Here is a 22,588-nt window from a genome sequence, read left to right as displayed (position 1 = left end):
CGACCGCCGGATTCAGCCTATTGCCGCAGTGCCCAGCCGCGGTCCCGCAGCGCGGACGTCAGCACCGGCACCGCCTTCGGCTCCACCCAGATCTGCACGTGACCGGCCTGCTGTCCGGTGGCGTGCTCGATGCGGACGTCCTCGATGTTGACCCCGGCCGCGCCGGCATCCGCGAAGATCCGGGCCAGCTGGCCGGGCTGGTCGTCGATGAGCACCGCCACGACCTCGTAGGCGCGGGGCGCGGACCCGTGCTTGCCGGGTACCCGGACCTGTCCCGCGTTGCCGCGCCTCAGCAGGTCCTCGATGCCGGAGCCGCCCTCGAGCCGCTTGGCGTCGTCGGAGGACTGAAGGGCCCGCAGCGCGCGCACGGTCTCGTCGAGGTCGGCGGAGACGTCCGCGAGCAGGTCGGCGACCGGGCCGGGGTTCGCGGAGAGGATGTCGATCCACATCCGGGGGTCGGAGGCGGCGATCCGGGTCACGTCCCGGATGCCCTGCCCGCACAGTCGTACGGCCGCCTCCTCGGCATGCTCCAGACGGGCCGCGACCATGCTGGAGACCAGGTGGGGCATGTGGGAGACCAGGGCGACCGCGCGGTCGTGGGCGTCGGCGTCCATGACGACCGGGACGGCACGGCAGTGCGAGACCAGCTCCAGGACGAGGTTCAGAACCTCGGTGTCGGTGTCCCGGGTGGGGGTGAGCACCCAGGGGCGGCCCTCGAAGAGATCGGCGGTGGCCGCCAGCGGCCCGGACTTCTCCCGGCCGGACATGGGGTGCGTCCCGATGTACGACGTCAGGTCCAGGCCCCGCGCCTCCAGCTCACGGCGCGGGCCGCCCTTGACGCTGGCCACGTCGGCGTAGCCGCGGGCCACGCCCCTGCTCATCGCGTCGGCGAGGACCGCGGCCACATGCGCGGGCGGGGCGGCGACGATCGCCAGGTCGACGGGACCGTCCGGGGTCTCGTCGGTGCCGGCGCCGAGCGCGGCCGCCGTACGGGCCTGCTCGGGGTCGTGGTCGGCGAGGTGGACGACGACGCCCCGCCGGGAGAGGGCGAGCGCGGCGGACGTACCGATGAGACCGGTACCGATGACGAGCGCGGTTCTCACTGGGCGATGTCCTTGCGCAGGGCGGCCGCGGCGCCGAGGTAGACATGGTTGATCTCGGTGCGGGACCGGTCGGACTCGATGTGCGCCAGTATCCGTACGACCCGGGGCATGGCGCCCTCGATGTTCAGCTCCTGGGCGCAGATCAGGGGTACGTCGACGATGCCGAGCTTGCGCGCCGCGGCTGCCGGGAAGTCGCTGCGCAGGTCGGGTGTGGCAGTGAACCAGATGCTGATCAGGTCGTCGGCGGTCAGCCCGTTCCGCTCCAGGACGGCGGTGAGCAGCGCTCCGACCTGCTCGTCCATGTGCCCGGCCTCGTCCCGCTCCAGTTGGACCGCCCCCCGGACCGCTCGTACCGCCACGGCGCTGCTCCTGTTCTGACGTCGGCGTCTTGGTCCGTCCAGCCTAGTCAGACCGCCGCGGGGCCCGTTTGCGGTGCCCGCCCGCTGAGACGCGGCTCACCGGGACTCCTGCCGGACCAGGTCCTCGGTCGAGGCCCGCGGCACCTCGCCCTCGGCGGTGAGACCGTCGACGGCCTCGGGCAGTTCCCGGGCGATCCGGTCCGCCGCCTTCCGCGGGCTCACGCCGGCCTGCTCGGCGACCTGCTGGAGGGTGTCGTCGGGCGGGGCCTGCTGGAGGGTGTCGTCGGGCGGGGCCTGCTGGATCTGGTCGCCGGTGACGGGCTGGTTGGTGCCGGTGCCGACCCGGGAGTCCTTCTGTGTGGTGAGACCGGACCTGGCCAGGGTGTCCAGGAGGCCGTCCAGCGAACCGCCGCCCTGGCCCTGGCTGAGCGCGCCGATCAGCGCGAACAGCAGTCCGGCATCCTTCCCGTCGCCGCCGAGCAGGCTGCCGAGCATGCTGTCGAGATCGTTGCCTGCCATGGTCGTGCCTTTCAAAGGCTTCGAGGGGGCGTCAGCGGACGCCCGCGGACCCCTGGTCAATGTCGTCCGAATCACCGCGTCCCGCTACTCGGGGGCGGCCCGTCATGAAACGCCGGTGCCGCGTCGTCCAGACGTCGTGTTGAGCTATCGGACTTACGAAACAAGGCTTTTGTGGCGCTCTATCCCGAGTTGCTTCTTCTTCGGCGTTTTCAGTGCCAAGATGCTGCTGCTCCGCTCGGAGCGAATCCCTGGCGTCCGCCTTCTGGTTCTTCCGCACGTTCGGAGTGACGACATGACCGACGGATCCACCCGGCGCACAGTGCTCACGACGGGCGCGTCGGCGCTCGCCGTGTGCTGTGCGGGATGCAGCAACAAAAACGGAAGCAGCTCCTCCAGCTCCTCCGAGTCACCCGCCGCCTCGGCGTCGGGCTCGGCAACCGCCTCCACACCCGCCTCAGCGTCGGCTTCCGCCGGAGCGTCCTCCTCCGGATCGGCGAGCGCGTCCGCAGGGAAGGCACTGGCCCAGACCAGTGACATCCCGGAGGGCGGCGGCATGGTCTTCAAGGACCAGAAGATCGTGGTGACCCAGCCGAAGAAGGGCGAGTTCAAGGCCTTCTCGGCGATCTGCACCCACCAGGGCTGCACGGTGAACCAGGTGGCGGACGGCACCATCGACTGCCCCTGCCACGGCAGCAAGTACCACATCGCCGACGGCTCGGTCGCCCACGGCCCGGCGACGAGGCCGCTGCCGGCCGAGTCCATCACGGTGAACGGAAACTCGATCACCCTGACGTGACCGGCCGCGTACGCTCCTGGGCATGCAGCCCGAGGACCTGGTACGCGACCACACGATCTATGCCTGTGTCATGGGGTCGAGGGCCTTCGGTCTGGCCACGCGGGACAGCGACACCGACCGCCGGGGCGTGTTCCTCGCCCCCACGCCCCTCTTCTGGCGCTTCGAAAAGCCGCCGACACATGTGGAGGGCCCCGGAGAGGAACGGTTCTCCTGGGAGCTGGAGCGGTTCTGCGAGCTGGCGCTGCGGGCCAACCCGAACATCCTGGAGTGCCTGCACTCGCCCCTGGTCGAGCACATCGACGACACGGGCCGCGAGCTGCGCGACCTGCGGGGCGCCTTCCTCTCCCGGCAGGCGTACGGCACCTTCACCCGCTACGCCCTCGGCCAGCGCCGCAAGCTAGACGCCGACGTCCGCACCCACGGCGCCCCGCGCTGGAAGCACGCGATGCATTTGCTGCGGCTGCTGACGAGCGCCCGCGACCTGCTGCGCACGGGTGAGCTGACGATCGACGTCGGTGACGCGCGCGAATCGCTCCTGGCGGTGAAGCGGGGCGAGCTCCCCTGGGCGGAGGTCGAGTCCCGGATGGCCCGGCTCGCCGAGGAGACCGAGCGGGCGCTGCCCGGCACCCCGCTCCCGGCGGAGCCGGGCCACGCGCGCGTGGCGGACTTCCTGCTCCGGGTCCGCCGCGCCTCAGCCCTGCAGCCGTACCCGGACCAGGAGGTCGTGCAGGGCGTCGTGGGCCCAGGGCGCGTCGGGCAGCGCTGACGCGTTCTGCGCCGCGTCGAGCAGCTCGTGCAGCCGCTCCACGTCGGCCTGCACGCGCGCGTGCTCGACATCGGCGCCGCCGTGCTCGTGCGCGGCCTTGGCGGCGATCAGCTCGGGCAGGTAGGCGGGGGCCGCGGTCACCTCGTCCAGGAGCGTGGGCAGATGGGCCTGCACCTCGCCGCTGCGCATCAGATGGATCCCGGTCAGCAGCGCCCGGAACGTGTAGAGCAGCGGCTTGAGTTCCCCGGTCTTCTCGAACAGCCGCCACTGGGTGATGCCGAATCCCCGGTAGTGGTGCGCGTGGTGGCTGGTGAGGACGTCCGGGGCGAGGGCGACCAGCTCCCGATGGGTGTCGCTGGTGTGCGCGACCAGCGGCGACAGGAGCTGCTCCAGCACATAGCCGTTGCGGCGCAGCATCAGCCGGACGAACTTGCGCAGGTCGTGGGTGACGAGGTCCATCTCGACGCCGTCGCGGACCCACATCCGTGAGCGGGTCTCCTCCGGCTCGCGCAGCCCGACCAGGTCGGCCGCGGGCAGCAGATGGGCTCCCCGCAGGTCCACGTCGGAGTCCCGGGACGGGAAGCCGTACAGATGCGCCCCGGAGACGGTCGCGAACAGCAGGGGATGGGGCTGCTCCGCGACGACGGGTGCCAGGTCGAGGTCCGGGTCCAGGTCGCCGATCATGTGGTCAAGCGTCCCAGAGCGCGCCGAGCGTCAGCAGGTCGCCCTGGTACTCGATCCGGTCGGCCCACTCCGCCGGCCAGGCGTCCGCGCCCAGCCAGGCCCCCGCGAAGGCCCCGGTCAGGCAGGCGATCGAGTCCGAGTCGCCGGAGGAGCAGGCGGCCCGGCGCAGGGCCGTCACCGGCTCGTCGGGGAAGAGCAGGAAGCACAGCAGACCGGTGGCCAGGGCCTCCTCGGCGATCCAGCCGGCGCCGGTGGCCAGGCACGGGTCGGTCTCCGGGGAGGCGGTCCGCACGGCCTCCCGGAGGCGGTCGAGGACCGCCAGGCACTCGTCCCAGCCGCGCGCGATGAACTCCTCCGGGGTCGCCTCCTGGCTCCGGGTCCACAGGTCGCCCAGCCAGGTGTGGTGGTAATGGGTGCGGTTGTCGAGGGCGTACGACCGCAACTGCCCGACCAGACCGGCCGGTTCGGTCCCCGTCGCCAGCAGCCTTACGGCACGCGCGGTGAGGTCGGAGGCGGCCAGGGCGGTGGGGTGACCATGAGTGAGGGCCGCCTGCAACTGGGCGGCACCGGCCCGCTGTTCGTCGCTCAGCCCGGGCGCGAGCCCGACCGGCGCGACCCGCATGTTGGCCCCGCACCCCTTGGAGTCGATCTGGCTGGCGTCCTGCCAGATGCGCCCCTCCTCCTTCAGAAGATTGCAGGCCCGCAGGCAAGTCCGTCCGGGCGCCCGGTTGTTCTCGGGCGACTGGTACCAGTTCACGAACTCCTCCCGCAACGGCCGCTCCAGCCGCTTGGGCGCGAGTACTCCCCGGTCCATGGCGGTGCGCAACCCGTGCCCGACCGCGAGCGTCATCTGCGTGTCGTCGGAGACGACGGCCGGCTTCGGCAGCGCCATCTCCCGCCACGGCCCGTACTTGGCGAGAATGGAGGGCACGTCGTTGAACTCGGTCGGAAAGCCGAGCGCGTCCCCGAGGGCGAGACCTGTCAGAGAGCCGCTGGCGGCGCGCTTGTACGCGTGGGTCGAGGTCATGCGGGGCGTCCTTCCCGGGACGGGCGGAGCAGGGGTGGATGCAGCGTGGTGGCGGTGCCCGCGCGGTAGAGCGCGGCGGGCTTGCCACGGCCGCCGGTCAGCCGGGCGGCGCCGGGGACCGGTTCGACGAACCCGGGCGTGGCGAGCACCTTGCGGCGGAAGTTGGGGCGGTCCAGCTCTACGCCCCACACGGTCTCGTAGACGTTCTGCAGCTCGCCGAGCGTGAACTCGGACGGGCAGAAGGCGGTGGCCAGGCAGCTGTACTCCAGCTTCGCGCCGACGCGGTCATGGGCGTCGGCCAGGATCCGGTCGTGGTCGAACGCGAGCGGCCGGCCCGCGGCGTACGGCAGCCAGCGCGCCTGGGCCGCGTCGCCGCCGCCGTGCGGCTCGGGCGCGTCGGGCAGCAGTGCGGTGAAGGCGACGGAGACGACCCGCATCCGCGGGTCGCGGTCCGGCTCGCTGTAGGTGCGCAGCTGCTCCAGGTGCAGCCCCGACACGTCCGACAGTCCGGTCTCCTCGGCGAGTTCCCGCCGAGCCGCCGTCTCGGCCGACTCCCGGGGCAGCAGGAAGCCACCCGGCAGCGCCCACTGTCCGGCGTGGGGTTCCTGTCCGCGCTCGACGAGCAGCACGTGCAGAGCACCCGCGCGGAGGGTGAGGACGGCGAGGTCGACGGTGACGGCGAAGGGTTCGTAGGCGTACTTGTCGTAGCCCTGCACGCGCCCGTCCACCCCCTCAGAAGTCGATCCCACTAATAGTCCTAGCGACTATAAAGAACCGTCGATCACCGCGCAAGCCCTCAGTGGCCGCTGGAGCCCTGTTCGCGGATACGGCGACGGCCGGTTCCGGGCTACCCGGAACCGGCCGTCAGAAAGCCGCGCAAGCCCCTCTACGGGGGTTTAGAGGTCGACTTCCTGCATGAGCATCCCGACCTCGGTGTTGGACAGGCGGCGCAGCCAGCCCGACTTCTGGTCGCCCAGGGTGATCGGCCCGAAGGCGACCCGCACCAGCTTGTCCACCGGGAAGCCCGCCTCGGCCAGCATGCGCCGCACGATGTGCTTGCGGCCCTCGTGCAGGGTGACCTCGACGAGGTAGTTCTTGCCGGTCTGCTCGACGACCCGGAAGTGGTCGGCGCGCGCGTAGCCGTCCTCCAGCTGGATGCCGTCCTTGAGCTGCTTGCCGAGGTCGCGCGGGATCGGGCCCACGATGTGCGCGAGGTAGGTCTTCTTCACCCCGTACTTGGGGTGGGTCAGCCGGTGCGCCAGCTCTCCGTGGTTGGTGAGCAGGATGACGCCCTCGGTCTCGGTGTCCAGGCGCCCCACGTGGAAGAGCCGGGTCTCCCGGTTGGTGACGTAGTCACCGAGGCACTGCCGCCCGTCGGGGTCCTCCATGGTGGACACCACACCGGCCGGCTTGTTCAGCGAGAAGAACTGGTAGGACTGTGTGGCGACGGTCAGCCCGTCGACCCTGACCTCGTCCTTCTCCGGGTCGACCCGCTTGCCCTGCTCGGTCACGATCTCGCCGTTGACCTCCACCCGGGACTGCTCGATCAGCTCCTCGCAGGCGCGCCGGGAGCCGAAGCCCGCGCGGGCGAGGACCTTCTGCAGCCGCTCGCCCTCCTGCTCGGCGCCCGGGAAGGTCTTGGGGAGCTTCACGTCCGGCTTGCCGGCGTACCGCTCGCGGTTGCGCTCCTCGGCCCGGGCGTCGTACTCACGGGAGCTCGCCGGAGCCGTGCGGCCGCGCCCGGTGCCCTGGCTCTGCCGGGGGCCGCCCTTGGCGCCGCCGCGCGCCGAGGCGCCGCGCCCGGACTTCGGGCCGTCCTGGGTGGCGCCGGGGCCCACGTCGTAGCGCCGCTCCTCCGGGCGCGGCTTCTTCGGCCGGCCGCCCTGCTTGTCGTCGCGGGCGTTCCCGGCACCGCGGTAACCACCGCGGCCACCACTGCTCCCGCCGCGGCCGCCGCTGTTGCCACCACGGCTCCCGCCGTTGTTTCCGCTGCTGTTCCTGCCGCTGCTGCTTCGCATCAAAGTTCCGTCTTGTCGTCTGCGTCCTCGGAATCCGGAGCGTCCGGATCGAACGACGGCACGCCCTCCTGGGTCTCGGCCTCGATCGCCTCCGCCTCCGGGAGGAAGGGCGCGAGTTCCGGAAGCTCGTCCAGGCCACGCAGGCCCATCCGCTCCAGGAAGTAGTTCGTCGTCCTGTACAGGATCGCACCTGTTTCGGGTTCCGCGCCCGCCTCCTCGACCAGACCGCGCTGGAGCAGGGTGCGCATCACACCGTCGCAGTTGACTCCTCGTACGACTGAGACGCGGCTGCGGCTCACCGGCTGGCGGTACGCGACGACCGCGAGGGTCTCCAGCGCGGCCTGGGTGAGCCGGGCGGTCTGGCCCTCCAGGACCAGCCGTTCGACGGCGGGCGCGTACTCGCCTCGGGTGTAGAAGCGCCAGCCGCCCGCGACGAAGCGCAGCTCGAAGCCGCGGCCCTGGACGGTGTACTCCTCCGCCAGTGCCCGCAGCGCCTTCGTGATCGTCTGCTTCGGCCGCTCAAGGATCTTGGCGAGGTGCTCGACGGTGGCGGGCTCGTCCACCACCATGAGGACCGCCTCCAGGGCCGGCTTGAGGTCGAGTTCGGCGACCGGGCGCAGCCCGGCCGGCAGCTGTGTGGTGTCCTCGCTCACGCCTTGTCCTCCTTGGGCGGCTCGGGCGGCCGGTCGAACTCGTCGGTCACCATCGGCTGGGTCTCACCGTCCCCGCCGGTCCACCGCACGATCAGATCGCCGAGCGCGGTCTCCTGGTCCAGGGCGACGGCCTTCTCGCGGTACAGCTCGAGCAGGGCCAGGAAACGGGCGACGACGGTGAGGGTGTCGTCGGTGTCCTCGATGAGCGCCTGGAAGCTGACCTCGCCCAGCTCCCGCAGCCGCGCCACCACGATCCCGGCCTGTTCCTGCACGCTGACCAGCGGGGCGTGGATGTGGTCGACGTAGACCTGCGGCCTGGGCTTGGGCTGCATCGCCTTGACCGCGAGCTTGGCGAACCCTTCCGGTCCGATGCTGATGACGACCTCGGGCAGCAGCTCGGCCAGATGCGGCTCCAGGCCGACGGTACGGGGCCAGCGGCGGGCCTCGTCGTCCAGGCGCCGGTTGAAGATGTCGGCGATCTGTTTGTACGCGCGGTACTGCAGCAGCCGCGCGAACAGGAGGTCCCGGGCCTCGAGGAGGGCCAGGTCGGCCTCGTCCTCGACCTCGGCGGCGGGCAGCAGCCGGGCGGCCTTGAGGTCGAGCAGGGTGGCGGCGACGACGAGGAACTCGGTCGTCTGGTCCAGGTCCCAGTCCGGCCCCATGGCCCGGATGTGCGCCATGAACTCGTCGGTGACCTTGGAGAGCGCGACCTCGGTGACGTCCAGCTTGTGCTTGGAGATCAGCTGGAGGAGGAGGTCGAAGGGACCCTCGAAGTTGGCGAGCCGGACCTTGAAGACACCGTCGGGGACGGGTTCCCGCTCCGTGACCTCGGCAGGAGCTTCGCCGGCCTCGGCCGGAGCGGCCTCCGGCTCGGGCTCGGGTTCCGGCGTCTGTACGACGGCTTCGGCCTCGAACTCGGGTTCCGGCGTCAGTTTCGGCTCCGGTACGACGGCCTCGGCCTCGAACTCGGGTTCCGGCTCCACGGGAACGGCCGGAGCCGCCCCGCCCGGCCCCCGTCCCAGCGCACGCCGACGGCCGCCGGAGGGGCCGGAAGCGGGAGCGTCGGTCGAGGTCATGGCCCCCGCAGGCTACCTCTACCGCCCGCGCAGCCGTCGTACGAGGATGCTCGCGTCCCCTCGGGACTCCAGGTCGGCCAGCACCACGGCGACCGCCTCGCGGACGATCCGGCCCCGGTCGACGGCCAGTCCGTGTTCGCCGCGGAGCACCAGACGGGCGTGCTCCAGGTCCATCAGCTCCTCGGCGGAGACATAGACGGTGATCTTCTCGTCGTGCCGTTCACGGCCGCTGGGCCGCCGCGCGGCCGCCCGGCTGCCGCGCTTGCGGGGCTGGGCCTGCTCGGCGGAAGCGCCAGAACCTTCCTGCGCCGCCTGCTGCCGCCCGGACCGGTTGACTGACGGCGTGACCGTAGTCGTGGCCGAGGACCCGGACGGCGCCGAGGCGTGGTTGCGGGACTCCCCGGCGTCGGCCGGCTCGGCCTCCGCCGCCACGTGCTCCGCGCCCTCGCCGTCGCCGCCCTGCACGGGCACCGAGTGCGGCGCGTCGTCGGCGGCCTCGGCCGCCGTGTCGTCGCTCTCCGCGGGACTCGCGGGAGCCGGCACCCGGGCCTCGCCGTTGGCCGGGCGCCTGGGAGTGGACGGCTGCAGCGCCATCCCCCCGGTCGTGCGGAACAGTTCGTCGGCCCCCGGCAGACTCACTCGGCGTGACACCGGGCGAGCACCTCCCTGGCGAGCTGGCGATATGCGGCGGCACCGACGGAGTTGGAGGCGTACGTGGTGATCGGCTCACCGGCGACCGTGGTCTCCGGGAAGCGGACCGTGCGGCCGATGACCGTGTGGTAGACGTGGTCGTCGAAGGCCTCGACGACACGCGCGAGCACCTCACGGCTGTGCACGGTGCGGGAGTCGTACATGGTGGCGAGGATGCCGTCGAGCTCCAGTTCCGGGTTGAGCCGCTCCTGGACCTTCTCGATGGTCTCGGTCAGCAGGGCGACACCACGCAGGGCGAAGAACTCGCACTCCAGCGGCACGATCACCTTGTGAGCGGCCGTCAGCGCGTTGACCGTGAGCAGGCCGAGCGAGGGCTGACAGTCGATCACGACGTAGTCGTAGTCGGGCAGCAGCGGCTTCAGGGCGCGCTGCAGCGTCGACTCTCGGGCGACCTCGGAGACCAGCTGGACCTCGGCGGCCGACAGGTCGATGTTGGAGGGCAGCAGGTCCATGTTCGGGACCGCCGTCTTGAGGAGCACCTCGTCCGCCGACATGCCCCGCTCCATGAGCAGGTTGTAGACGGTGAGGTCGAGCTCCATCGGGTTGACACCGAGACCGACCGACAGCGCGCCCTGCGGGTCGAAGTCCACGAGCAGCACACGCCGGCCGTACTCCGCGAGCGCGGCACCCAGGTTGATGGTCGACGTCGTCTTGCCGACGCCGCCCTTCTGGTTGCACATCGCGATGATCTTCGCGGGGCCGTGGTCGGTCAGCGGGCCCGGGATCGGGAAGTACGGCAGCGGGCGACCGGTCGGGCCGATGCGCTCGCGGCGCTGGCGGGCCGCGTCCGGCGCGAGCGTGGCCGCGTACTCCGGATCGGGCTCGTACTCGGCGTCGGGGTCGTAGAAGTGCCCGTCGGGCAGTTCGTCGTAGTCGGCGAACTGGCTGTGGGGCGCGCCACTTCCGTCGCCGGCCATGGCGTTCACGTGATGGCCATCCATGCTCTGGTGTGCTGTCCGCGTGGTCAGCGAACTCTGATGGGCTGCGAAGGTGCGCACCGCGACGGAGCCGACAGCCTCGAACCCCGCGGGACCCTGGTCCCTCACCGGCATTCCTGGTTGACCACCCCCGGGAGAAAATGTCGACTCATTCACAAGTCGTCTTACCTCCTTGGTGACCAGGAAACTTCTAGACAGGTCAGCGTGGCACCATGCCGACAGTCGGCGACTCTATGGCGTGTCGGGCGTCCGCAGCAACACAATCCGCCGGACCCGGCCGGATGTGTCGGCAATGAAACATCCCGCTGTCAAGGGCGTACGGCCGTCGCACAGCAGGTTTCACCGGTGTGCGAATCGGTCGAAGGGTTACGTTCGAGGCGAGTTGACCGAGCTTCGCAAAGTGACCATACACACATCCGGCCGGACCTTGTCGGGCAAGGTCCGGCCGGGTGTGCGCGATTGACGCGGCTTGTTGACGTATCGCCTTTACGAAAAGGTGACTTAGTCACCGCCTCGGCGGAACGGCTCAGTCCAGCAGCGTGTCGAGCTCCACGTGCTCCAGACCGTGTGCCTCGGCGACCTCGCGGTAAACAACCTTGCCGTCATGGGTGTTGAGGCCCCTGGCGAGCGCGGCGTCGCGGCGCAGCGCCTCCACCCAGCCGTTGTTCGCGAGCGACACGATGTACGGCAGCGTGGCGTTGGTGAGCGCGTAGGTGGAGGTGTTGGGCACCGCGCCGGGCATGTTGGCGACGCAGTAGAAGACCGACTCGTGGACCCGGAAGGCCGGATCGGCGTGCGTGGTGGGGCGGGAGTCCTCGAAGCAGCCGCCCTGGTCGATCGCGATGTCGACAAGAACACTTCCCGGCTTCATGCGGGAGACCAGCTCGTTGGTGACCAGCTTGGGGGCCTTGGCGCCCGGGATGAGCACCGCGCCGATCACGAGGTCGGCCTCCAGACAGGCCTTCTCCAGCTCGAAGGCGTTGGACATGACGGCCTTGACCTTGGTGCCGAAGATCTTGTCGGCCTCGCGCAGCTTGTTGATGTCGCGGTCGAGCAGGGTCACGTCGAAGCCCATACCGATGGCGATCTGCACGGCGTTCCAGCCGGAGACACCGCCGCCGATGACGACGGCCTTGGCGGGCAGCACACCCGGCACGCCGCCGGGCAGGACGCCACGGCCGCCGGCCGCGCGCATCAGGTGGTAGGCGCCGACCTGGGGGCCCAGCCGGCCCGCGACCTCGGACATCGGGGCGAGCAGCGGCAGGGCGCGGTTCGGGAGCTCGACGGTCTCGTAGGCGATGGCCGTGGTGCCGGACTCCAGGAGGGCGTCGGTGCACTCCTTGGACGCGGCCAGGTGCAGGTAGGTGAAGAGGGTCTGGTCCTTGCGGAGGCGGTGGTACTCCTCCGCGATGGGCTCCTTGACCTTCAGCAGCAGGTCGGCTGCGGCCCACACCTCGTCGGCGGTGTCCAGGATCTGCGCTCCGGCGGCGATGTACTCGTCGTCCGGGATCGACGAGCCGACACCGGCGCCGCGCTCGATGACGACCTGGTGGCCGTGGCGCACCAGCTCGTGCACGCCGGCGGGGGTGATGGCCACCCGGAACTCGTTGTTCTTGACCTCGCGGGGGATGCCGACCTTCACGTCGATCACGGTCCTTGGCTCAGTGGGTGTGGGGGCATAGCTGCACATACCCGGCATGCAGGAACACACCAGGAGACACCGCAGGAGAACCGGCGGCAGAGCCAGTTTAATGAAGGCGTTCTGGCTGTCTAGCCTTTCATTGCATCAATCTTCGCCGGACGTACTACGGATTTCGCAGGTGTTATCTCCCTGTTCCGGGCTGGAGTCCTGGTCGAGGGGCTCCTCGCCCAGCATGCGCTCGGCGGCGGAGCGGTGCAGGCTCGCGGCGGCGGAGTCGCCGAGGCGCTCCAGCGTGTCGGCGAGCCGCAGCTGGAGCGCGGCCTGGAGCCGGGCGTCCTCGGCGCGGCGCGCCCACTCGACCGCGTCATGACAGGTGCGCAGCGACTCCTCGGGCCGGCCGGCGTACTCCTGGACCCGTGCCAGCTCACTCAACGCCCGTGCCTGCGCGGCCACATCGCCGTTCTTGCGATGTCCGGAAACGGCCGCCCGCCAGGCCCGCAGCGCCTCGCCGTAGCGGCCCGCGTAGGTGTGCGCGCCGGCGATGCGGCCGTAGAGGCGGGCGGCCTCGGCGCGCTCGTCGCGCGCGAGACGCTGGGCGAGGGCGCGGCCGAACCAGTCGGCGGCCCGGTCGTAGTCCGCCAGCTCCTGGTACGCGCCGCCTACGGATTCCATCGCGCGACCGGTCGCGTAGGAGTCATTTGCTCTGCGTCCCGCCTCCAATGCAGACCGATAACGCCGCAGCGCGTCCGTCGTGCGCCCGGTCTGAGCGTCCAGGTCGGCCAGGTTCAGCAGTGCCGCGGCCTGCTCACGGGGCAGGTGGCGACGCTCGGCGACATCGAGGACGAGCCGGTGGATCCCGTACAGGTCGGGGGCGGCCGCCTGGGTGCCGAGGTGTGCCGCCATGGCCTTGACCAGCTGGGACATCAGCCGGCGGGCCAGGGTGTCGAGCTCACCGTCGGCGACCGCCGCACGGGCCGCGGCGAGCAGGGCCGGGCGCCGGATCTGCAGCCATTCGGCGGCGGCCCGGGGGGTGGGGAAACGCAGCTCGCGGGGCAGCGCCTGGAGTTTCTCGCGGGCCTGCAAGTTGTCGGTCTCGGTGATCGCCCGGCAGGACTGCAGCAGCCGTACCGTGCGCTCCAGCATCCGGGCACGGGCCAGCTGGAGCTCCCCGGCGCGTTCCTGGGTCTCGGCCAGCCCCCGGAGCAGGGGGTGCAGACAGCCGGGCACCTCGTACTGCGGCAGCGCGGAGCCCACGGGATGCAGCAGGCCGAGGCGGACCAGCTCGTCCAGGGTGGTGCGGGCGGTGTCGACCGTGCAGCCGGCGAGGGACGAGGCGGTGTGCGGGTCGACCAGGCCGGCCGGGGCCAGCGAGAGAAGCCGCAGTATCCGGGCGGCCTGGCCGGGCAGGTCGTCGTGGACGAACCGGAAGACCCGGGCGAGGGCCGTGCCGTCCTCGGGGTCGGCGTGCAGACGCTTGGCGAGCTCGGAGACGGCCACCTTGGGGTGCGCCGCGAGCCAGCCGCCCGCCAGGGTGAGCGCCGCGGGCTGCCCTTGGCACACCTCGGCCAGCGCCTCGGCGGACCGCGGATCGACGGTGACACGGACCGAGCCGGTGTACCGGGCGAGGAGCTCCACGGCCGACTTGGTGTCGAGGCCGCCCAGGGTGCACGGGCGGACGTCCGAGATCCCGGTGAGCGGGCCGCCGGAGACGGCGACGGCCAGGCAGTCGGGGGTGTCCGGGAGCAGCGCGTCCACGTGTTCGGCGCCGGGCGCGTCGTCGAGGAGCAACAGCATCCGGCGCCCGGCGAGGGCGGTGCGCAGGGCGTGGGTCAGGTCGTCCTCGGCGGCGCCGGCCGGGGTGGGCAGCCGCAGGGCGGTGAGGAGTTCGCGGGCGGTGCGCTCGACGGGGACGGGGGTGCCGTCGGGCTCGGCGAGGCGGGCGCGGAGCACCCCGTCGGGGTAGTCGGCGGCGACCCGCCGTACGAGTTCCCCGGCGAGGGCGGTGCGGCCGGAGCCAGGTCTGCCCGCGATGAGCAGGACCCGGGCGCGGGGGGCCTTGCGGCCGGCGATGGTGTCCAGGCCCGCGCGCTCGATGTCGGCGCGCAGTTCCTTCAACTCCCTTGTACGGCCCAGGAACTGGTCGTCCGTGGCCGCGGGCGCCGACAGTCGTGCGCCGCCTGTGTCCACCGCCTGATCCGCCACGGGCCACACTCCCGTCCACCGCACACGCATGCCCGCCGGGACTCCGGTTCGGGCGTTTCGGCTCAATCGCGTCGAGCCTAGTTCACGTGCGAGGACGTTCCGGGTGGAGCACGGCGGGCACATCGCCCGATCGGATCAGGCGATCGTCACACCGGATCGCCGATGGAGGGTCAGGACTCGGGTCAGGACTCGAAGGGGCGGGCCGGCCAGGGCGCGTCGGCCGGGCGCAGTGCGTCGAGGCCGTCGCCGGTGCGGGCGGCGACCAGGGAGAGGACGCCCGTCACCAGGCAGTTGTTGTGCACGTCGCCGGCCAGCGCCAGGCGCACCAGTTCGTCGACCGGCGCGCGCGCGTACTCCAGGTCGGTCTCCTCGTGCTCCGTCTCGAAACGCGCGCCCTCGGCCTCGGACAGATCGCGGGCGAGGAAGATCCGTACGGCCTCGTCGCAGCCGCCGGGGGTGGTGTAGAGATCGATCAGCACCCGCCAGTCCCCGGCCTTGACGTGCGCCTCCTCGTACAGCTCGCGCTGGGCCGCGTGCAGCGGGTTCTCGCCGGGGATGTCGAGCAGCCCGGCCGGGATCTCCCAGAGCTTCTGCCGGACCGGGTGCCGGTACTGGCGGATGAGCAGCACGCGGTCCTCCTCGTCGAGGGCGACGACGGCGACCGAGCCGGGGTGGACCTGGTAGTCGCGGCGGACCACCGAGCCGTCGGGCATGACCACCTCGTCCGTGCGGACGGAGGTCTTGTTGCCCACGAAGGGGGTCTCGGTCGCCCGGATCTCCCACTCCTCGGGGGTGTCCTTGATCGTCATGCCCTGCCCTTCCACACACGCTCTTGAAAGACCGGCCGAGAAGACCGGCCGGACGAAACCGGGGTGCCCACCCTTTGAAGGTACGCACCCCGGCCACCGTACAACCGGTGTGTCACTTCGAATTCGACTGCTCGACCTCGGCCTGCTGACGAGCGACCGCGGCCTTCACCAGGCCCGCGAACAGCGGGTGCGGGCGGGTCGGACGGGAGCGCAGCTCCGGGTGGGCCTGGGTGGCGACCAGGTAGGGGTGGACGTCACGGGGATACTCGACGTACTCGACGAGCTTGCCGTCCGGGGAGGTGCCGGAGAACAGGATGCCGGCCTTCTTCTCCAGCTCCGCACGGTAGGCGTTGTTGACCTCGTAGCGGTGGCGGTGCCGCTCCTCGACGTACTCCTTGCCGTCGTACACCTCACGCACGATCGAGCCCTCGGCCAGCTTGGCCGGGTACATGCCCAGGCGCATGGTGCCGCCCATGTCGCCCTCGCCGGCGACGATGTCCAGCTGCTCGGCCATGGTGGAGATGACCGGGTGGCCGGTGGCGGAGTCGAACTCGGTGGAGTTGGCGTCCGGGATGTCGGCCAGGTTGCGGGCCGCCTCGATCACGATGCACTGGAGTCCCAGGCAGAGGCCGAGCAGCGGGATCCGGTTCTCGCGGGCGAAGCGGATGGCGCCGACCTTGCCGAGCACGCCGCGGTCGCCGAAGCCGCCCGGGATGCAGATGCCGTCGACGTCGGCGAGCTGCGCGGCCGCGCCGGCCTGGGTCTTGCAGTCGTCGGAGGTGACCCACTTGATCTTCACGCGGGCCTTGTTGGCGAAGCCGCCCGCGCGCAGCGCCTCGGTGACCGAGAGATAGGCGTCGGGCAGGTCGATGTACTTGCCGACCAGGGCGAGGGTGATCTCGTGGTCGGGGTTGTGGACGCGGTCGAGCAGGTCGTCCCAGGTCCGCCAGTCCACATCGCGGAACGGCAGGTCCAGCTTGCGGACGACATAGGCGTCCAGGCCCTCGCCGTGCACGGTCTTCGGGATGTCGTAGATCGAGCGGGCGTCCGGGCAGGCCACGACCGCGGCCTCGTCGACGTCGCACATCAGCGAGATCTTGCGCTTGATGGCGGTCGGCACCTCGCGGTCCGAGCGCAGGACGATCGCGTCCGGCTGGATACCGATGTTGCGCAGGGCGGCCACGGAGTGCTGGGTGGGCTTGGTCTTCAGCTCGCCGGAGGGCCCGATGTAGGGCAGGAGCGAGATGTGGACCACGAAGACGTTGTCCCGGCCGACCTCGTGGCGGACCTGGCGGACGGTCTCCAGGAAGGGCAGCGACTCGATGTCGCCGACCGTGCCGCCGACCTCGGTGATGACGACGTCCACCTCGTCGGTGGCCATCCGGCGGATGCGGTGCTTGATCTCGTTGGTGATGTGCGGGATGACCTGGACCGTGTCGCCCAGGTACTCGCCACGCCGCTCCTTGGCGATCACCGTCGAATAGACCTGACCGGTGGTGACATTGGCGGAGCCGTCCAGGTCGCGGTCGAGGAAGCGCTCGTAGTGGCCGATGTCCAGGTCGGTCTCGGCACCGTCGTTGGTGACGAACACCTCACCGTGCTGGAAGGGGTTCATCGTGCCCGGGTCGACGTTCAGGTACGGGTCGAGCTTCTGCATCACGACGCGCAGGCCACGGGCCTTGAGCAGCATGCCCAGGCTGGAGGCGGTGAGGCCCTTGCCGAGCGAGGAGGCGACACCCCCGGTGACGAAGATGTGCTTGGTCGTCGTAGATTTCGGCGGCATGGCCAAGAGGGTGCTCCCGTGGTCGCGGTCTGTCATGCGGTACGGCCGCCCTCCGGAGGCTTCCGGAGGTGCCGTCGCTGCGGTTCGGGGGGTTTCGTGCCCACCGGTCCACGGGCTACCAGGGTATCAGCGCCGCGGGGAGATGGCTTCCGGCCACGGTCCGTACACACATCGGCACAGACGTGGGGCCTGGCTTACCGGGTTTTCACTCAGGGCTCACCCATTCGGCCCACACGGGTTGCCCGGAGCGGCACGCAGATCATCTACGTGCGTCGTATCCTGCTCGGACACTCGCTGCCGAGCCGACCGGAAAACACGGCACACCCCCGCCCGTCACCCCCGGAACACAAGAGCTTGGCAGTTCGTTGAGCTATGACTGTCGTTTTGCCTCCGGGCACGGCGGGCTGCTTTGCTTCACCGCTCAACGACGAACAACAACCACCCCTTGACCGCACTAGCGACAGCCCCCTGCCTTCCATGGGGGGTGACGTGGCCGTTCGACTGGAGTTGCACGTGGCCGGGCGCATCGAAGACTACGCACTCATCGGAGACATGCAGACCGCCGCATTGGTCTGCCGGGACGGCACAGTGGACTGGCTGTGCCTGCCCCGCTTCGACTCGCATGCCATCTTCGCCGGTCTGCTCGGCACCGAGGAACACGGCTTCTGGCGGCTCGGCCCGGCCCACGCGGCCGACTCCGAGCCGCCGACCGCGAACCGCCGCACCTACCGTGGCGACTCGCTGATCCTGGAGTCGGAGTGGGACACCCCGCGCGGCACCGTCCGGGTCACCGACTTCATGCCCCCGCGTGACGGCGCGCCCCAGCTGATCCGCATCGTCGAAGGCGTCACCGGCCGGGTGCCGATGCGCTCGGTGCTGCGAATGCGGTTCTCCTACGGCCGTGTCGTGCCCTGGGTGCACAAGCACGAGGGCCGCACGGTGGCCGTCGCCGGACCCGACTCCGTGTGGTTCGACGCAGAGGCCGAGACCTACGGAAAGTCCCTGACGACGTACGCGGACTTCACTGTCGCCCCGGGGGACCGGATCGCGTTCACCATCTCCTGGGAGCCCTCGCACAAGCAGCCGCCGCCGCTGCCGGAGCCGGAGCAGGCGCTGGAGGCGACCGAGGAGTTCTGGCGCGACTGGGTCGAGCACTGCACGTACCACGGCCCGTACCGGGAGGCGGTGATCCGCTCGCTGATCACGCTGAAGGCCCTGACGTACGCACCCACGGGCGGCATCGTCGCCGCGCCCACCACCTCCCTCCCGGAGGACATCGGCGGCGTCCGCAACTGGGACTACCGCTACACCTGGCTGCGCGACGCGGCGATCACCCTGTCCTCGCTGCTGCGCACCGGCTACCGCGAGGAGGCACGCGCCTGGCGCGAGTGGCTGCTGCGCGCGGTGGCCGGCGACCCGGAGAACCTGCAGATCATGTACGGCATCGCGGGCGAGCGTGAGCTGGGCGAGGCCGAGCTGGACTGGCTGCCCGGCTACGAGCACTCCGCGCCGGTCCGGGTCGGCAACGGCGCGGCGCACCAGCTTCAGCTGGACGTCTACGGCGAGGTCACCGAGGCCCTGCACCTGGCCCATATGACCGGCCTCGCCCGCAATGACTACGCCTCCCTCCTCCAGCTGAAGCTCATCCGCTACCTGGAGGACCACTGGGACGAGCCGGACGAGGGCATCTGGGAGGTGCGCGGCCCGCGCCGGCACTTCGTGCACTCGAAGGTGATGGCCTGGGTCGCGGTGGACCGCACGATCAAGCTGATCGAGTCCGGGGACGCGGACGGCCCGCTGGAGCGCTGGAAGGAACTGCGCGACGACATCCACCGCGACGTCTGCGAGCGGGGCTACGACAAGGAACGCAACACCTTCACGCAGTCGTACGGCTCTCAGGAGCTGGACGCCTCGCTGCTGCTGATCCCCCAGATGGGTTTCCTGCCGCCGGACGACAAGCGGGTCATCGGCACCATCGAGGCGATCCAGCGCGAGCTGTCCACGTCGGACGGTTTCATCCTGCGCTACCCCACCGAGGGCGAGAGCAAGGGCGTCGACGGTCTTCCCGGCGACGAGGGGGCCTTCCTGGCCTGCTCGTTCTGGATGGCCGACGACCTCGCGATGATCGGCCGCGTCGACGAGGCCCGCAAGCTCTTCGAGAAGCTCCTCGCGCTGCGCAACGATCTCGGTCTGCTCGCGGAGGAGTGGGACCCGCGGCTGAAGCGGCAGGTGGGGAACTTCCCGCAGGCGTTCAGTCATGTGCCGCTGATCGACACGGCGCTGCGGCTTACCGCTTCGGGAGCCTACGGAGGGTAGTAGCGGGGCGGCGGCCGTCTGCGGGTGCGTTGTGGCTGGTCGCGCGGTTCCCCGCGCCCCTGCGGGGCGCTTCCGCTTAGGGTGGGATGGAGCGGCTCCCCCTTTCCGGAAAGGGACGGCCATGGCTTCCCCGTCCAAGGCCCACACGGCCCTCGCCGCACTCCGTGAGGATCTTGCCGGCGAGGTGTTCGCGCCGGGGGACGTCGGTTACGACGAGGCGCGGGCCGTCTTCAACGCGATGATCGACCGGCGGCCGGCCGTGATCGCCCAGTGCGCCGACGACGCCGACGTGGTCCGCGCGGTGCGGTTCGGGCGGGAGCTCGACCTGGCGATCGCGGTGCGCGGCGGCGGTCACAGCGTGGCGGGCTCGGCCAGTGGCGACGGCGCGCTCGTCGTGGACCTGCGCCGGATGCACGCGGTGACCGTCGACCCGGCAGCGGAGGCGGTACGGGTCCAGGGCGGCGCCACGATGAGCGATCTGGACCGGGCGACCGAGCCGTACGGCCTCGCCACCACCGGCGGCCGGGCCTCCACCACCGGCGTCGGCGGCTTTGTGCTGGGCGGCGGCACGGGCTGGCTGGACCGCGCCTTCGGCCTGGCCGTCGACAACCTGCTCGGCGTCGAGCTGGTCACCGCCGACGGCGAGCGTGTGCACGCCAACGCCGACGAGAACCCGGAGCTTTTCTGGGCCCTGCACGGGGGCGGCGGGAACTTCGGGGTCGCCACCGCGCTCACCCTCGAACTGCACGAACTGCCGGTGTTCTCGGTCGCGCTGCTGCTGTATCCGCCGCGGTCCGGCCCGGACGCGGTGCGCACCTTCCGCGAGGTGATCCGCACCGGCCCCGACGAGGCGGGCGGTGCGGTGCTGTACCTCACCGGCCCGCCGCTGCCGTTCGTACCCGAGCATCTGGTGGGCAAGCCGGTGTGCGCCGCCCTGGTGACCTGTGCCGGCGGCGAGGAGGACCTGCGGAAGGTCGCCGAGCCGATGCTGGCGCTGCCGCACGAGGCGGAGGTGGTCGGCCCGATCCCGTACACCGAGGTGCAGCGGATGCTCGACCTGCCGTCCGGGCTGCGGAACTACTGGTCGGCCGAGTACCTGGCCGCGCTGCCCGACGAGGCGGTGGACGCCTGGTGCGCCTGCGCGGACGGCATGCCGGTGCCGACCGGCACCCAGCATGTGCTGTTCCCGCAGGGCGGCGCGATCGCGGCCGGGCCGGCCGAGTACCCGGTGCCGTACCGGGACGCGCCCTGGGCCGTGCACCCCTTCGGGATCTGGGCGGAGCCCGCCGACGACGAGCGGGCGGTCGCCTGGGTGCGGGGCGTCCGTGCCGGTGTGCGGCCCTGGTCCACCGGCGCGGTCTATCTCAACTTCATCGGCGACGAGGGCCCCGACCGGGTGCGAGCCGGCCTGGGCGTGGGGAACGCGCTGCGGCTCGGGAAGGTGAAGCGGACGTGGGATCCCGACAACGTCTTCCGCTTCAACCACAACATCAAACCGCTCTAGCGGAAGGTGCCGCGAAGGCGTTCGCCCAGGTAGCGTCCGCTCCATGGACAGCGGTACGGGCAGCGGATTCGACACCCAGGGCGGGATCACCGTGCAGCGGGCGCTGGAGCTGCCCGGGCTGCGCAGCGGGCTCCCGGAGATCCTGGCGGGCGCCGACCGGCTGGGCCGGACCGTGCGCTGGGTGCACGCCGGCGAGGTGCCGAACATCGCCTCGCTGCTGAAGGGCGGCGAGCTGCTGCTCACCACCGGCTACGGCCTGGGCACCCGGCCGACCGACCAGCGGGCGTTCGTGCGCACGCTCGCCGAGCGGGGCATCGCCGCCCTGGTGGTGGAGCTGGGCCCGCGTTTCTCCCGGTTGCCGGCCACCCTCGTCGACACCGCCGGGGCGACCGGGCTGCCGCTGGTCGTGCTGCACCGCGAGGTGCCCTTCGTGGCGGTGACGGAGGAGATCCACACCGAGATCGTCAACCACCACTACGCGCTCCTCCAGCGCGCCGAGGAGGTGCACCGCCGCTGCACCGAGGCCCTGCTGGGCGGTGGCGGGGTCCCCCAGGTCCTCGCGATCCTCGCCGGCTTCAGCGGCAACCCGGTCTTCCTGGAGACCACCGACGGCCAACTGCTGTACGCCGCCGGATCGGGGCCCGAGGGCGCGGATCCGCTCCAGGTGTGGGAGGGGCTGCGGGGCCAGCACAAGGACGCGCCGCCGCCGACCGGGGCGGTCCTGGTGGATGTGCCGGGCGGCGGGCCGGGGGCGGGCTCGGTCCGCGCCCGGCTGGTCCTGCTCCCGGTACGCGGGCCGCTCGCCCCCGTGCACCGCATCGCCGCCGAGCGGGCCGCCGGCATCCTGGCCGTCGTCCTGATGCAGGCCCGCCAGGAGGAGGAGCTGGCGGCCCGCGGCCGCGGCGACTTCCTGACCGACCTCGCCGAGGGACGTATCACCACTCAGGACGCCCCGGCCCAGGCCCGTGTCCTCGGCTTCAAGCCCGGCAACAGCCCGCTGCTGCCGGTGGTCATGCGGGTCGGCGACTCCCTTCCGGGCGGGGGTTGGGCGGTGCTGGCCCGGGCGGTCGGTGAGGAGCTGGCGGCCGTGGGCGTACCCGTGCTCCTGGGCGTACGACCGGTCGAGGGCCGTGTCCCGCTCCTGCTCGGCCTGCGCTCGGAGGCGGAGCGGGCGACGGTCGCGGACCGGGTCGCGGCGGCGCTGCGGGCGGGAGTGGAGCGCGCGGGGACGCAGCGCCCCGGGGCCGCTCCCCCGGTCGTGGTGGTCGGGGTGGCCGGTGGCTGGGCGGCCGCGTCGGCGGGCCTGCGGCACGCGGCCGAGACGGCGACAGCCGCGCAGGGCCTCTCCGACCGCCCCTGGTACGACGCCCGCCGTCTCGACATCGACCTGCTCCTGTGGCGGCTGCGCGACCACCCCGACCTGGCGGCCTTCGTCGACCGTGCGATCGGCCCGCTCCGGGAGCACGACAGCCGCTCCAGGCCGCCCCTGCTGCCCACCCTGGAGACCTACCTTGCGCATGCCGGCCGCAAGGCGGAGACGGCCCGCGAACTCCACCTCAACCGGCAGACCCTCTACAACCGCCTGGCCCGCATCGGCGAGTTGCTGGGCACGGACCTCGACGACCCGCAGGTGGTGCTGGCCTTGAGCCTCGCCCTGCGGGCCCGCCGGCACGTCCTCTAGG

The 22,588-nt window shown here is 71.5% G+C and carries 20 protein-coding genes and 1 pseudogene; 6 read left to right on the top strand and 15 right to left on the bottom strand.

Annotation, left to right across the window (positions count from 1 at the left end):
- Positions 1-17: 17 nt before the first annotated feature.
- The 3 genes from ACZ7OO_RS15210 to ACZ7OO_RS15200 all read right to left on the bottom strand — a co-directional run bounded on the left by ACZ7OO_RS15210 (position 18) and on the right by ACZ7OO_RS15200 (position 2,056).
- On the bottom strand, positions 18-1,103 hold the full coding sequence (locus ACZ7OO_RS15210; RefSeq protein ID WP_471504990.1) for a prephenate dehydrogenase: 1,086 nt from the start codon (positions 1,101-1,103) through the stop codon (positions 18-20).
- On the bottom strand, positions 1,100-1,462 hold the full coding sequence (gene aroH / locus ACZ7OO_RS15205) for a chorismate mutase (protein WP_471504988.1): 363 nt from the start codon (positions 1,460-1,462) through the stop codon (positions 1,100-1,102). Before aroH ends, ACZ7OO_RS15210 begins: the two co-directional genes overlap by 4 nt.
- A 96-nt stretch (positions 1,463-1,558) precedes the next feature.
- The gene (locus ACZ7OO_RS15200) at positions 1,559-2,056 is read right to left on the bottom strand and encodes a YidB family protein (RefSeq protein WP_471504986.1); all 498 of its coding nucleotides are present in this window, start codon (positions 2,054-2,056) and stop codon (positions 1,559-1,561) included.
- On the opposite strand from ACZ7OO_RS15200, the pseudogene ACZ7OO_RS15195 reads away from it, so the two are divergent.
- The 3 genes and pseudogenes from ACZ7OO_RS15195 to ACZ7OO_RS15185 form a co-directional block, all read left to right on the top strand.
- A pseudogene (locus ACZ7OO_RS15195) lies at positions 1,956-2,192 on the top strand (hypothetical protein); the annotation flags it as partial. The gene ACZ7OO_RS15200 and the pseudogene ACZ7OO_RS15195 sit on opposite strands and share 101 nt — an antisense overlap.
- 81 nt (positions 2,193-2,273) lie before the next feature.
- Entirely contained in the window at positions 2,274-2,777 is a 504-nt protein-coding gene (locus tag ACZ7OO_RS15190; protein ID WP_471505552.1) for a Rieske (2Fe-2S) protein, read from the top strand.
- Positions 2,778-2,799: 22 nt separating this feature from the next.
- The gene (locus tag ACZ7OO_RS15185) at positions 2,800-3,543 is read left to right on the top strand and encodes a nucleotidyltransferase domain-containing protein (RefSeq protein ID WP_471504985.1); all 744 of its coding nucleotides are present in this window, start codon (positions 2,800-2,802) and stop codon (positions 3,541-3,543) included.
- Here ACZ7OO_RS15185 and ACZ7OO_RS15180 read toward each other — a convergent pair.
- From ACZ7OO_RS15180 to ACZ7OO_RS15125, 12 genes are all read right to left on the bottom strand, one after another.
- Entirely contained in the window at positions 3,469-4,227 is a 759-nt protein-coding gene (locus ACZ7OO_RS15180) for a nucleotidyltransferase domain-containing protein (protein ID WP_471504983.1), read from the bottom strand. The genes ACZ7OO_RS15185 and ACZ7OO_RS15180 overlap by 75 nt on opposite strands.
- A 4-nt stretch (positions 4,228-4,231) precedes the next feature.
- On the bottom strand, positions 4,232-5,254 hold the full coding sequence (locus ACZ7OO_RS15175) for an ADP-ribosylglycohydrolase family protein (RefSeq protein WP_471504982.1): 1,023 nt from the start codon (positions 5,252-5,254) through the stop codon (positions 4,232-4,234).
- Positions 5,251-5,970 (bottom strand): NUDIX hydrolase, encoded by a 720-nt coding sequence (locus ACZ7OO_RS15170; protein ID WP_471505551.1) that lies wholly within the window; start codon positions 5,968-5,970, stop codon positions 5,251-5,253. Before ACZ7OO_RS15170 ends, ACZ7OO_RS15175 begins: the two co-directional genes overlap by 4 nt.
- A 180-nt stretch (positions 5,971-6,150) precedes the next feature.
- Entirely contained in the window at positions 6,151-7,272 is a 1,122-nt protein-coding gene (locus ACZ7OO_RS15165; RefSeq protein ID WP_471504980.1) for a pseudouridine synthase, read from the bottom strand.
- A complete protein-coding gene (gene scpB / locus ACZ7OO_RS15160) occupies positions 7,272-7,925 on the bottom strand; it encodes an SMC-Scp complex subunit ScpB (protein WP_471504978.1) in 654 nt (217 codons plus the stop codon). Before scpB ends, ACZ7OO_RS15165 begins: the two co-directional genes overlap by 1 nt.
- Positions 7,922-9,001, bottom strand: coding sequence for a segregation and condensation protein A (locus tag ACZ7OO_RS15155; protein WP_471504976.1), 1,080 nt, complete (start codon positions 8,999-9,001; stop codon positions 7,922-7,924). Before ACZ7OO_RS15155 ends, scpB begins: the two co-directional genes overlap by 4 nt.
- An 18-nt stretch (positions 9,002-9,019) precedes the next feature.
- Positions 9,020-9,652 carry a hypothetical protein gene (locus tag ACZ7OO_RS15150; protein WP_471504974.1) on the bottom strand — a complete coding sequence of 211 codons (633 nt, stop codon included), beginning with the start codon at positions 9,650-9,652 and terminating at the stop codon, positions 9,020-9,022.
- Positions 9,637-10,764, bottom strand: a complete 1,128-nt coding sequence (locus ACZ7OO_RS15145) for a ParA family protein (RefSeq protein ID WP_352220173.1) — start codon at positions 10,762-10,764, stop codon at positions 9,637-9,639. Before ACZ7OO_RS15145 ends, ACZ7OO_RS15150 begins: the two co-directional genes overlap by 16 nt.
- 412 nt (positions 10,765-11,176) lie before the next feature.
- Entirely contained in the window at positions 11,177-12,301 is a 1,125-nt protein-coding gene (ald, locus tag ACZ7OO_RS15140) for an alanine dehydrogenase (RefSeq protein ID WP_471504971.1), read from the bottom strand.
- A gap of 135 nt (positions 12,302-12,436) precedes the next feature.
- Positions 12,437-14,494 carry a tetratricopeptide repeat protein gene (locus ACZ7OO_RS15135; protein ID WP_471504970.1) on the bottom strand — a complete coding sequence of 686 codons (2,058 nt, stop codon included), beginning with the start codon at positions 14,492-14,494 and terminating at the stop codon, positions 12,437-12,439.
- A 182-nt stretch (positions 14,495-14,676) separates the two neighbouring features.
- Entirely contained in the window at positions 14,677-15,303 is a 627-nt protein-coding gene (locus ACZ7OO_RS15130; protein ID WP_471504968.1) for an NUDIX domain-containing protein, read from the bottom strand.
- A 112-nt stretch (positions 15,304-15,415) separates the two neighbouring features.
- Positions 15,416-17,086, bottom strand: coding sequence for a CTP synthase (locus tag ACZ7OO_RS15125; RefSeq protein WP_471504967.1), 1,671 nt, complete (start codon positions 17,084-17,086; stop codon positions 15,416-15,418).
- Between the two features lie 513 nt (positions 17,087-17,599).
- On the opposite strand from ACZ7OO_RS15125, the gene ACZ7OO_RS15120 reads away from it, so the two are divergent.
- The 3 genes from ACZ7OO_RS15120 (at position 17,600) to ACZ7OO_RS15110 (ending at position 22,587) form a co-directional block, all read left to right on the top strand.
- Positions 17,600-19,402, top strand: coding sequence for a glycoside hydrolase family 15 protein (locus ACZ7OO_RS15120; RefSeq protein ID WP_471505550.1), 1,803 nt, complete (start codon positions 17,600-17,602; stop codon positions 19,400-19,402).
- A 121-nt stretch (positions 19,403-19,523) separates the two neighbouring features.
- A complete protein-coding gene (locus ACZ7OO_RS15115) occupies positions 19,524-20,906 on the top strand; it encodes an FAD-binding oxidoreductase (protein ID WP_471504965.1) in 1,383 nt (460 codons plus the stop codon).
- Positions 20,907-20,949: 43 nt separating this feature from the next.
- Positions 20,950-22,587, top strand: a complete 1,638-nt coding sequence (locus tag ACZ7OO_RS15110; RefSeq protein WP_471504963.1) for a PucR family transcriptional regulator — start codon at positions 20,950-20,952, stop codon at positions 22,585-22,587.
- Position 22,588: the final 1 nt, after the last annotated feature.

Source organism: Streptomyces sp. NPDC111744 (assembly GCF_055634995.1).
This window is presented reverse-complemented; position numbering and strand designations above follow the sequence as displayed.